The 11,974-nt window shown below is 59.7% G+C and carries 10 protein-coding genes; 4 read left to right on the plus strand and 6 right to left on the minus strand.

Annotated elements, in window-relative coordinates; translation table 11 throughout:
* Positions 1 to 3 precede the first annotated feature (3 nt).
* The 3 genes from ACLIRY_RS06025 (at position 4) to ACLIRY_RS06035 (ending at position 2,741) form a co-directional block, all read left to right on the plus strand.
* Entirely contained in the window at positions 4 to 351 is a 348-nt protein-coding gene (locus ACLIRY_RS06025) for a hypothetical protein (RefSeq protein WP_413204454.1), read from the plus strand.
* 4 nt (positions 352 to 355) lie between these two features.
* The gene (locus ACLIRY_RS06030) at positions 356 to 1,615 is read left to right on the plus strand and encodes an MFS transporter (protein ID WP_413204455.1); all 1,260 of its coding nucleotides are present in this window, start codon (positions 356 to 358) and stop codon (positions 1,613 to 1,615) included.
* A 181-nt stretch (positions 1,616 to 1,796) separates the two neighbouring features.
* Positions 1,797 to 2,741 carry a GNAT family N-acetyltransferase gene (locus ACLIRY_RS06035; protein ID WP_413204456.1) on the plus strand — a complete coding sequence of 315 codons (945 nt, stop codon included), beginning with the start codon at positions 1,797 to 1,799 and terminating at the stop codon, positions 2,739 to 2,741.
* A gap of 159 nt (positions 2,742 to 2,900) precedes the next feature.
* Here ACLIRY_RS06035 and acs read toward each other — a convergent pair whose 3' ends face one another.
* The 6 genes from acs to ACLIRY_RS06065 all read right to left on the minus strand — a co-directional run bounded on the left by acs (position 2,901) and on the right by ACLIRY_RS06065 (position 10,747).
* Positions 2,901 to 4,835 (minus strand): acetate--CoA ligase, encoded by a 1,935-nt coding sequence (gene acs / locus ACLIRY_RS06040; protein WP_413204457.1) that lies wholly within the window; start codon positions 4,833 to 4,835, stop codon positions 2,901 to 2,903.
* Positions 4,836 to 4,935: 100 nt separating this feature from the next.
* Positions 4,936 to 5,295, minus strand: coding sequence for a Rieske (2Fe-2S) protein (locus ACLIRY_RS06045; RefSeq protein WP_413204458.1), 360 nt, complete (start codon positions 5,293 to 5,295; stop codon positions 4,936 to 4,938).
* A complete protein-coding gene (locus tag ACLIRY_RS06050) occupies positions 5,292 to 5,717 on the minus strand; it encodes an EVE domain-containing protein (protein ID WP_413204459.1) in 426 nt (141 codons plus the stop codon). Before ACLIRY_RS06050 ends, ACLIRY_RS06045 begins: the two co-directional genes overlap by 4 nt.
* 36 nt (positions 5,718 to 5,753) lie before the next feature.
* The gene (locus ACLIRY_RS06055) at positions 5,754 to 6,044 is read right to left on the minus strand and encodes a YciI family protein (RefSeq protein ID WP_413204460.1); all 291 of its coding nucleotides are present in this window, start codon (positions 6,042 to 6,044) and stop codon (positions 5,754 to 5,756) included.
* Positions 6,045 to 6,620: 576 nt separating this feature from the next.
* Positions 6,621 to 9,524, minus strand: a complete 2,904-nt coding sequence (locus ACLIRY_RS06060) for a cache domain-containing protein (protein ID WP_413204461.1) — start codon at positions 9,522 to 9,524, stop codon at positions 6,621 to 6,623.
* Positions 9,525 to 9,730: 206 nt separating this feature from the next.
* Entirely contained in the window at positions 9,731 to 10,747 is a 1,017-nt protein-coding gene (locus ACLIRY_RS06065) for an NAD(P)H-dependent glycerol-3-phosphate dehydrogenase (RefSeq protein ID WP_413204462.1), read from the minus strand.
* A 181-nt stretch (positions 10,748 to 10,928) separates the two neighbouring features.
* Here ACLIRY_RS06065 and hemC point away from each other — a divergent pair, with 181 nt between their 5' ends.
* Positions 10,929 to 11,873, plus strand: coding sequence for a hydroxymethylbilane synthase (gene hemC, locus ACLIRY_RS06070; RefSeq protein WP_413204463.1), 945 nt, complete (start codon positions 10,929 to 10,931; stop codon positions 11,871 to 11,873).
* Positions 11,874 to 11,974: the final 101 nt, after the last annotated feature.

Consider the following 11,974-nt stretch of genomic DNA (forward strand, 5'->3'; position numbering starts at 1 on the left):
TCGATGACTCTCGCCCGCCCGAATCCCTTGAAGCTGAACGCCTTGCAACTGAAAACCCTGACCCTGTTCCAAGCCATGGCCGAGGATCCGGGCCGGGCCATGGCCGACGGGGAGACTGGCGAGGTCACCATCGGCTCCATCCCCCACCCCCATGGCGACCATTTTCACGTGGGTCCCTATGTGGTGGGGGCCGCCAATGCCTCGGGCCTGACCAATGCCGGGGTCTGGAAGGCCCTGGAGCGGAAAAGCCTGATCCGGGGCATGTTCCCCTCGGCGGTCACCCTCACCGCTGAGGGACTGGCCTACGAAACCGGCCTGAAGGAGAGCATTCTCCACCCCTCGGGCCACTAAGACAGTGAATCCAACCTCTGGCAAGCGTGCGGCCTGGTCGTGGTGTCTGTTCGACTTCGCGAACTCGGGCTTTCCGACAGTCATCGCCACCTTCGTCTTCTCTGCCTATATCACCAAAGCCGTGGCGGAAACACCGGAGGCGGGGACGGCGGCCTGGGGTTATGCCATGGGTCTTTCGGGGCTTCTGATTGCCCTCCTGGCCCCCATCATGGGGGCCATGGCGGACAAGGGGGGGCGCCGAAAACCCTGGCTGCTGCTGTTTTCCCTGATTTGCGTGGGGACCACGGCGCTCCTGTGGTTCGTCAAACCCGATCCCGCCTACCTGCTTCTCGGCCTGGGTTTGGCCCTGGTCGCAAATGCGGCCTTCGAAGTCGGTGGCGTCTTCTACAACGCCATGCTGCCCGAGGTGGCCACGCCAGAGCGCATGGGCCGCCTGTCGGGCTGGGCCTGGGGGCTCGGCTATTTGGGGGGGCTGTCCTGTCTGGTCATCGCCCTCTTCGTCCTGGTCCAGGCCGACCCCGCCCCCTTCGGCCTCGACAGGGATCAGGCCGAGCATGTGCGGGCCACGGTGCTGCTGGTGGCCCTCTGGTACCTGCTGTTTTCCTGGCCGTTGTTCGCCTGGGTGCCTGAATCGGGAAAGGGCGAGCGTCCCCCCCTGAACCAGGCATTCCGCGAGGCCTTCGCCAGTTTGCGGGGTCTGCCCGCCCTGTTCCGCCGGGATCCACCGCTCGGCTGGTTCCTGCTTGCCCGCATGCTTTACATTGACGGACTGAACACGCTGTTCGCCTTCGGCGGTATCTACGCCGCAGGCACCTTCGACATGAGCTTCGACCAGATCATTATGTTCGGGATTGCGCTGAACGTGACCGCAGGACTGGGTGCCTTCGCGTTCGGATGGGTGGATGATCGCCTCGGGTCCCTGAAGACCATCGTCATCGGCCTGTTCGGCATGATCACCCTGGGCACCGCCGTCCTGGTCGTGGAAAGCGCCACCGCCTTCGTCACCCTGGCCCTGATCCTCGGGATCTTTTTCGGCCCCGTTCAAGCCGCGAGCCGCACCCACATGGCCCGTATTGCTCCGCCAGAAGCCCGGGCAGAGCTGTTTGGCCTCTTTGCCCTCTCCGGTAAAATCACCGCCTTCGCCGGACCGGTGGCAGTGGGCGCCGTGACACAGGCTACGGAGAGTCAACGGTGGGGCATGGCCACCATCATTGTCTTTCTCGTGGTGGGACTCGGGTTGCTCGGCAAGACACGTAAAGCTTAACCGGGCTGCCGCCCAGACCCGCTTGGGGAGGCACGGCCTCCCCAAGCCCCGCGATTTTTAGCACACTATCTCGATGCTCTAACCATTTGATCTAGGCGACCTCATTTTCAGACCAAATCAGTCTTGCAAAATCACATTGGCGCACATAGTTGTATTATACAACTAAAATGGGGGTCTCATTTTGCCCGACCGCTCTTCCCTTGTTCGTTCGATCCGCGATGCCTCTCGCCAGCTCGTCCGTGGGCTCGGCTTTCTGGATGAGGCACTCGCCGGAACAACCCTCTCGCCATCCGCCGTCCACGCTTTGATCGAAATCGACGCACGGCAAGGCATCACCGCGCGGGACCTGAGTGAGCGTCTACGCTTAGAAAAATCGAGCACCAGTCGAATGCTCCGCAAGCTCCTCCTGTCCGGAGATATCCGAGAAGAGCCCGGCGAGGAGGACAGACGCGAAAGGAAGCTCTCTTTAAGCCTCGCCGGTCAAAAACGAGTCGAGGAAATCCACGCCTTCGCCCAGAGACAGGTATCCACGGCCTTGGGCCGTATGTCTTCAGAACAAGCCCGCACCGTCCTGAAAGGTCTTCAACTCTACGCCAATTCTCTGACCGAGACGGCAGACGACCGGCGCATTGCACCGTCAGTGCGGATAGACACTGACTATAGACCTGGACTGATCGCCCGAATCACCGAAATGCATGCCCTCTATTACGCAAGGGCTTCGGGCTTTGGTCAGCCTTTCGAGTCGCTTGTCGCCAGCGGTCTGTCTGCATTCTGTGATCGCCTCGACTCCCCCCACAACGCCATATGGACCGCCGTCTGCGATGAAACGATCGTCGGCTCTGTTGCCATTGATGGCGAGGATCTTGACCCCGGCATCGCACATCTCCGCTGGTTCATTGTCGACGATGGCACACGCGGCACAGGAATAGGGCGCAAGCTCCTGTCTACCGCGCTCGACTTTGTGGACGGAGCGCAGTTCACAGAGACACATTTGTGGACCTTTGCCGGTTTATCAGCGGCACGGCATCTCTACGAATCGCATGGCTTCGTCCATGTCGATGAACGTGCGGGAACGCAATGGGGCAACCAAGTCTTGGAACAGCATTTTGTCAGGCCTCACCCATAGAGTATTCCGAGATCAAGTTGGGCTTCGAATATACTCTAAAACTTATAGAATAAGAGTGACCACCACCCCTTCCCTTGAGCAACCCGACCAAAAAAATCAAAGAACAGGGGCCGGGAGAACACACTCCCGGCCCCGTCTTAAGCCCTTATCGAACCACCGTTAGCTCTGGGGGCGGCTGGCGATCAAATCATCGACCACGGAGGGATCGGCCAGGGTCGACGTATCGCCCAGGGCGCCGAACTCGTTCTCGGCGATCTTGCGCAGGATGCGACGCATGATCTTGCCCGAGCGGGTCTTGGGCAGGCCGGGGGCCCACTGGATCACGTCGGGGCTGGCAATGGGGCCAATTTCCTGACGCACCCAGGCAACCAGCTCCTTGCGCAGCGCATCGGTTTCCTTCTCCCCAGCCACCAGGGTCACATAGGCATAGATGCCCTGGCCCTTGATGTCGTGCGGGAAGCCGACCACGGCGGCCTCTGCCACCTTGGCATGAGCAACCAGGGCGGATTCAACCTCAGCGGTACCCATTCGGTGACCGGAGACGTTGATCACGTCATCCACCCGACCCGTGATCCAGTAATAGCCATCCTCGTCCCGACGGCAGCCGTCGCCGGAGAAGTAATAGCCCTTGTAGGTGCTGAAGTAGGTCTGGACGAACCGCTCGTGGTCGCCATAAACGGTGCGCATTTGGCCCGGCCAGGAATCGGCGATGCACAGGTTTCCTTCGGTCGCGCCGGTCAACTCGGTGCCTTCCGCATCGACCAGAACGGGCTGGACGCCGAAGAAGGGCAGGGTGGCCGAACCGGGCTTGGTCGCAATGGCGCCGGGCAGAGGGGTGATCAGGATGCCCCCGGTTTCGGTCTGCCACCAGGTATCGACGATGGGGCAACGCCCTTCGCCAACCACCGTGTTGTACCAGGTCCAAGCTTCCGGATTGATGGGCTCGCCCACCGATCCCAGGATGCGCAGGCTGGAGCGGTCGTGCTTCTTCACCGGCTCCTCGCCGTCCCGCATCAGGGCGCGGATGGCGGTGGGGGCCGTGTAGAAGATGTTGACCTTATGCTTCTCGACCACCTCCCAGAAACGGGAGACGCTCGGGTAGTTGGGCACACCCTCGAACATCAGGCTGATGGCGCCGTTGGCCAGCGGGCCATAGACGATATAGCTGTGACCCGTGACCCAGCCCACATCCGCCGTGCACCAATAGACCTCGCCCTCGTGGTAGTCGAAGACATACTCATGGGTCATGGAGGCATAGACCAGATAGCCGCCGGAGGTGTGCAAAACACCTTTGGGCTTCCCGGTGGAGCCAGAGGTGTAGAGGATGAACAGGGGATCCTCGGCGTTCATCTCCTCGGGCTGGCAATCGGCGGGCTGGGCAGCGGTCACCTCCTCGTACCAGCTGTCACGACCCGCTTCCATCGCCACGTCACCGCCGGTGCGCTTGACCACGATCACGTTTTTAACGCTCGGACAGGTGGCCATGGCCTTGTCCACGTTGGCCTTCAGCGGCACCTTGCGGCCACCGCGCAATCCCTCGTCGGAGGTGATGACCATAACGCACTCTGAATCCTGAATGCGGTTGGCCAGGCTGTCGGGGGAAAAGCCTCCGAAAACGATGGAGTGAACCGCACCGATACGGGCGCAAGCCAGCATGGCCACCGAGGCTTCGGGAATCATCGGCAGATAGATGCAGACCCGGTCGCCTTTTTTGACGCCCATGGCGCGCATGGCATTGGCCAGACGGCAAACCCGCTCATACAGATCCCTGTAGGTGATGTTGGCGTCGTCCTTGGGGTCGTCGCCTTCCCAGATGATGGCCGTCTGATCGCCGCGCTTTTCCAGGTGACGGTCCAGGCAATTCACCGACACGTTCAAAGTGCCGTCGGCAAACCAGCGAATGTGGACATCATGGGGATCGAAGGACACGTCCTTCACTTGGGTATAGGGCTTGATCCAATCGATCCGCTTTCCGTGCTCTCCCCAGAACCCGACCGGATCGGTTACCGACTTTTCGTACATGTCCTTGTACTGCGCCTCGGTAACCAGAGCGTTCGCGGCGATTTCTGCGGGCACGGGATAAATATCTGACATGCGTTTTCTCCCCTATTTTTCTCTCGGTCATTTTAGACGTCTTCGTCTGTACCCGGAGGCTGGGGATCCCTCTGGATCTCCCTTGGACCGTCCGGGGTCGTCATGGGCTGTCGGTCAGAACCCTCCCGTTCACCAGGGTGACGGGAAAGGCGTCCAGTCGCCTCCCCCGACAGGGACCCTCGACACAAAGGCCATCCTCCATCAGGAAAATGGCCCCATGGGTGGCACACTGAATATGCGTTTTCCCCATGTTCAGAAAATCGTCCGGCATGAAATCAAGTGGAATGCGATTGTGGGGACAGCGGTTGACATAGCCCCGGACCACCTGTCCCCGCCGAACCACAAAGACCTTCATGGGCAGATCATCGGCGTCCCGAACAACGAATCCTTTGGCTCCAGGATCGGCGATGTCCGCCAGATCACAGAGGTCTCCATCCAGCCGCCGAGCCGCTTCGCTCACGCGTCCCCCTCTGGTCCAAGTCCCCCAATTTCCCGGATCAGCGCCCAGGCTGCGTCGTCCACGGGACAGACGGACAGACGGGACTGTTTAACCAGCGCCAGATGGGACAAGCGTTCGTCACCCTTGACCTGCGCCAAGGTCACCGGGTTGGGGACCGGCTCGACCGCCTGAAAGTCCACCATGCCAAAACGGCCGGACGCATCGGTGTGGTCTGGGTAATACTCCTTGACCACCTCGACGATGCCGACGATGCGCTTCTCGTTGACGGAATGGTAGAAAAAGGCGCGATCTCCGATCCGCATGGCTTTCATGTTATTGGACGCCTGATAGTTGCGAACCCCGTCCCAATGTTCCACACCCTTTTTGACCTGATCCTCCCAGGACCACGTGTTTGGTTCGGATTTCACCAACCAATAGGCCATGCTTAAGTCACTCCAAACGCTGGAAAAGGAGAGGAATCAGTCAGCCTTGGAGCCAACGACGATCTTGTAGCGCGTAATAGTAACGGTCTCGAACAGGCCTGCTTTGCCATAGGGGTCACCGGCGGCGAAGGCTTCGGCCTCGGCCCGACCCTCCACATCCAGGACGAGCAGACTGCCGATCATCCCCTCACCATCATCCGTCAGAAGCGGCCCCCCAAACAGGACTTTGTCACCCCAGCTTTTCAGGAATTCCAAATGGGCGGGACGGTTTTCCTGGCGGACGTGGGCATGGTTGGCCTTGTCCCGGCACTGGACGGCGTAAAGCATGAACAACTCCCCAATACGATCATTTGAACGGCTGTTTTAGCCTGTGGCACGGTCCTTGGAAATCGGCGCAAGCATAGCAGCGCCCTCCATTCCGCGACAGATTAGAGATTTCCACGAAACGGTGCAAACCGCCAGACGCAATTTTCTTACGTCTTTCCCGATTTGCGCGCGCATTTCCTTAGATCGAATTGGGCCTGCTTGACCAGGGTACACGACAGGGTGTGTTTTCCCGTCACGGGGCTTTGCCCCGTACCCCACTGGGGCTGAAAGGCCCCAACCTATTATTTTTGGCCGAAAGGCCCCAGACCCCAGACCCCAGACCCCAGACCAAAAAAAATGGGGGTTTGGGGGCATTTGCCCCCAAATGGGCTTGGGCTATCGCCCAACAGATGCGAGACACTGTCGTAACCTGGACCAGCTTGACCCACGCTGATCCCATTTCACTTTAGTGGATCAACCGAAACATTTGAGTCCCACTTCGGATGAGGCTGGAAACACCATGAACTACTAAAATGTTTCGATAAGTTGATCCATCAATCAAAAGCCCTAGTGGTTCGAAGCGTCAGATTCGAACCACTAGGAGTCCGAATTCTCCGAGCCCTCAAGGAGAAGAGGCAGCCCCACATTGACCTCGAAGGTGTCGATATCCATGGGACGACCAAAATAGTACCCCTGGAAGCGGTGACATCCATTGCACAACAGGAAATCCCGTTGGTCGGCGGTTTCAACACCTTCAGCCAGGACATCCAGACCCATGCTGTTGGACATGGCGATGATGGTGCGCACGATGACCGCATCGTTGGAATCATCAATCACATCCCGGACAAAGGACTGATCGATTTTCAATTGGTCCAGGGGCAAGCGCTTCAGGTAGGTCAGCGAGGACTGACCCGTACCGAAATCATCCATGGAGAAGCCAATCCCCAAGGATTTCAGGTGTTTCATCGTCTCGATGCTGCCTTCCACATCCTCCAGCACCAGGCTTTCGGTCAATTCGAGCTTCAGGAAATGGGGATCAATCCCATGGGTGCTGATCGCTCGCTCCACCCGGGAAATGAAGTCCGTCTCCCGGAACTGCACCGCGCTGACATTGACCGCCAATACCAGGTGGGACGTTTCGTCCTGTTGGGACCATTCCTTTAGCTTGATGCAAGCCTGATTAAGAACCCAGGCCCCAATGGGAACAATCAGGCCTGTTTCCTCGGCCAAGGGAATGAAAGCCTGAGGAGAGACCATACCCATGGTGGGATGACGCCAGCGCAACAGGACTTCCGCACCATGGATGATCCCCTTACCGTCGACCTGCGGTTGGTAGAGACAAACGAATTCGTTTCGATCAAGCGCACCCCGCAATTCGCTTTCCACGCGCGCCCGCTCCATCAAGGCTTCCTGAATGGCCGGATCAAAAAAGCAAAGGCGGTTTCGGCCCCTTTGCTTGGCCTGATACATGGCCGTATCCGCATGACGAAGCAAGGTGTCCACGGAATCCTGGGCCCAATGGAACAGACAGGCACCAATGCTCGGCGTGATATCATAGCGACGCCCCGCCAGATCGTAGGGTTTGGTGAGAGACAACGTGACTTTCTCGCCCACCCGCTCCACCTGGGTGGCCGCGTCAGCCTCTTCGCAACTGAGGTGCACCAGCACGACGACGAATTCATCGCCGCCAAGACGGGCCACTGTGTCCTGATTGCGCAGGCAGGTTTTCAACCGATTGGCGACCTCCACCAGCAGCAAATCTCCCACGTCATGGCCCCGGGTGTCGTTGAGGGTCTTGAAGTTGTCCAGATCGATGAACAGGACCGCCCCATGGAAACCGGTGCGGTTTGCTGCAGCGATGGCCTGCTCCAAACGGTCGCGCAAGAGGCGGCGGTTGGGCAATTGGGTGAGGGGATCATAATAGGCCAGCTCGCGGATCTTTTCCTCGGCGGCCTTGCGTTGGGTGATATCGGTCAAGGTCCCGATAAAATGGGTGATGGTGGAGGTTTCATCACGGACCGGATTGATCGCCAGCCAGGACGGAAAGACCTCCCCATCCCGGCGGCGGTTCCAGATCTCACCAGACCAGCCATCGCGTTCTATGACATCCTTCCAAAGGGTCTTGAAGAACGCGGTATCATGCCGACCGGAGGTCAAAATTTTGGGATCCCGGCCCCGGGCCTCATCGGCATGGTAGCCCGTGATTCGGGTAAAAGCCGGGTTGACCGCCAGGATGTGATTGTCCGCATCCGTGATGACCATGGCCTCGCCACTGCTTTCGAATACTCTGGCAGAGAGCTTCAAGCGATTGCGGCTTTCAGCGAGATCCCGATTGCGCGCTTCCAAATCGGATCGATAGGCCTGAAGAATGCGCCGGACCCACTGTCCGAAACCAACCGACAGGACCAGCGAGACCGCAAAGACCACGAACATCACCCAGGACAGGCCCTTGATCTGACGACTGACATAGACACCCAGGTCGGCCCGTTGGGCCGCCAGCAATTGATCCATATCTTCCATATAGATCCCGGTAACCAGCACCCAACCCCAGGGTTCATAGAGACGGACCCTGGCCAGCTTGCTGGTCTTTTGCATTTTGCCCAGACGTTGCCAATCGTACCGGTAGGTCCCGCCACCGGCCTTGGCCTTAGCCACGATCGCCTCTTGAACCTCTCGAGCATCCTTGGGAAGGTCGGCAGGGGGAACGCCAACGGCATCCTTGTTGTTGGCCGAGGCCAGAAGCATGCCGTCTGTGGTCAAAACCGCAACGTATCCACTCGCACCAAAACGAATGCTGGAGATTTCCTCCAGCGCTGCTTTGCGCAAATCTGCCTCGATCTGATAGGTGTACTCCCCGGTACCGATAACCCAGCCGAAGGGCTTGAACTCACGGACATGGGCGATTTTTTCGCGCATTTCGTTTATGTAGGGCGGATACCACTTATAGGTGGAGTACCCTCCAGTCTGAGGATCGCGCGCCGCGTCCACCAGACCCCGCATAATAAAATGCCCTTCAGCATCCCGATTATCCCAAAGGGACGTTCCCTCCAACTGCGGCGCCGTTGGCAGGAGGACACAGTCCCCATCCAGGGTATCGATGAAATAATAGCCACGCCCATCAAAAAACCGCAGAGGCCGAAGGGTTTCCCGGATCAGGGACTTAATCTCATCGTCCGGCATCCGCCCCTTATTCAAGTCATAAAGCTGTTGGGCGATGGCAATCGCGGTATTGGTGCGGTCACGAACCTGTTCCCGCAGAAAGCTTTCGGCGCGATTGCGTTCATGGTCAAGACGGTTGATCACCGCCGTTAATTGATTGTCGAGCAGCGCCTCCTGAGCGGCGACGGTCCTGCCCTCCGTTTGAGCTAAGCCCTGTTCGAAATGGTCCATGAAGGACCAGATCACATAGGCCCCCACACCCAATGTCGTCAGCGCTGCGAGCAATACCATACCAGCGGACTGCAGAATCGGCAGGTTGCGTTCCGTAAACGGGTGCACCATGGACTTTGAAATTCCTTGACGTGGACGGCCCACCGTCGGTGACGTGGATGGCCCACCATCGGTTTGCCCAATCCTAAATGACGGCAGAAACTAATACACAGTTTAGGATGACATTTTCCGTCGCACCATACCAGTGAGCCAATGACGACACCGTGGTTTCCACGGAGCCTTCAACTCCAGAGGGAAACGCCTTCCTCTAAAACACATCACTCGAATGCGTCACTTTCCGGGCGGAGGGGCCGAGATAGCAGGGAATCAACAGCCTCCGTCACCGTCATGGCGTCGGTAACCAGGGCATGGACCGCTTGGCAAATCGGCATGTCCACCCCTTTGTCTTTGGCCAAAGCAACCACGGCGGAGGCGCTGAAAACACCCTCCGCCACGGACTTCCGCTCGGCGAGGATGCTCTCCAACCGGCGCCCGGTTCCCAAAGATTGACCCAGCGAATAGTTCCGGGATTGCATGCTGGTGGCAGTCAGAATCAAATCTCCCAAACCAGAGAGACCGGACAGGGTTTCCGATCGGGCGCCCAGGGCCCGGCCCAGGCGGATGATCTCCGCCAGCCCCCGGGTCAGCAGGGCAGCCCGGGCATTGTCCCCCAGGCCCAGGCCCTCCACCACGCCGCAGGCAATGGCCAAGACGTTTTTCACCGCGCCGCCCACTTCCGCGCCAATCACATCGGTGGAGGCATAGGGTCGGAAGGAGCGGGTCCCCAAGGCGGTCACCAAAGCTTCGGCGAGCTCGGGATCGGCACTCGCCAAGGTGACGGCCGTCGGTCTTCCCTCGGCCACTTCCTTGGCGAAGGTGGGACCGGAGAGGACAGCGATGGGAGCCCCAGGGAGAACCGCCGCCGTGACCTCGCCCATCAGTGCCATGGTGCCTTGTTCAATGCCCTTGGCGCACAGGACCGCAGCAGCCTCTGCGGGCCAGTGGTCGCGCGCTGCGGTCAGGACCGACCGAACCGCCTGGGCCGGGCAGACCACCAGAACCGCCTGGGCGCCGTTCAGGGCCCGGATCATGTCGGAAGTTGCCTGGAGTCCCGGATCGAGGGGGATATTGGGCAAATAATCACGGTTTTCCCGCGTCTCGGTCACCAGCCGGGCAACCTCCGGATCCCGCGCCCAAAGGGTGACGGTGCGGCCAGCCCTATGACAGGTCTGGGCCAAGGCCGTTCCCCAGGCCCCGCCACCCAGAACGGTTATGGTTTCAATGGTTCGGATCATCCCATCCTTATGGCGGAAAAGCCCAGAGGGCTCAAGCCGGTGGAGTCCCCCCAACTCGCCTTTCGTCACAGAAGACGCCGGGTCTTCTTGCCCAAGAGACGACCGGGAAACAGAAATCTGTCGAAATTTCGCGCGTCTTGCCCCTTTCAAATGGAGCGTCAAGCCCTTACAACTGCGGACCATGACACATCAGCCTGTTTTACGCATCGGAACCCGGGGCAGTCCCTTAGCGCTGGCCCAGGCCCACCAAGTCCGCGATCTTCTGATCGCCACCCATCCGGCTTTATCTGAGCCGGATGCCGTGCGCGTTGATGTCATCAAAACGACCGGCGACATCGTCCTTGACAAGCCCCTGTCCGAAATCGGTGGCAAGGGGCTGTTCACCAAGGAGTTGGACGAGGCGATGCTCGATGGCCGGATCGATATCGCCGTCCATTCCATGAAAGATGTTGCCACAGTTCTGCCCCCAGGGATCATCCTGCCCTGCATCCTGGAGCGGGAAGATCCCCGGGATGTCTTTATCGGACGGGATGGGGCCACACTTGCGGATTTGCCCCGGGCTGCCGTGGTCGGCACCGCATCCCTGCGTCGGGGCGCCCAAGTCCTGGCGGCGCGGCCCGATGTCTCCGTCATCCCCTTCCGGGGCAATGTCCAGACCCGCCTGGCCAAGCTGGAGCGGGGAGAGGCTGCGGGAACGCTCCTTGCACTCGCAGGTTTGAATCGCTTGGGAATGGCCCATGTCGCCACCACCATTTTCGACACCGACGTGATGTTGCCTGCAGTCGCCCAGGGGGCCGTGGGGGTTACCTGCAGGGAAGGCGACCGGCAGGCCCAGGCTTGGCTGGCGCCCCTGGACCACCGGGACACCGCTGTTTGCGTGACCATGGAGCGGACCTTTCTGGCCCGATTGGACGGCAGTTGCCGAACGCCCATCGCAGGGTTGGCCCGCCTGGATTCTTCGGGCATGCGCATGTCTTTCCGTGGCATGATCATCCGCCCGGATGGTAAGGTTGTACACGAAACAACACGCGAGGGTCCGGTTGCGGATGGAATCGCCATGGGCGATGACGCCGGAGTCGAGTTGCTGGCCAAGGCTGGACAGGGGTTTTTCCAGGTCAGGGCCTGATTCAGAAGCCTCGCAAAGACGTCCTGTAGACAATCGAATCGGCCCTCGGGCCAGATTCGATGGCTCCTTGTCGGACTTGATCGATCGGCCCAGATCGTGAG

The organism is Rhodospirillum sp. A1_3_36 (genome assembly GCF_047263945.1).
GTDB lineage: Bacteria > Pseudomonadota > Alphaproteobacteria > Rhodospirillales > Rhodospirillaceae > Rhodospirillum.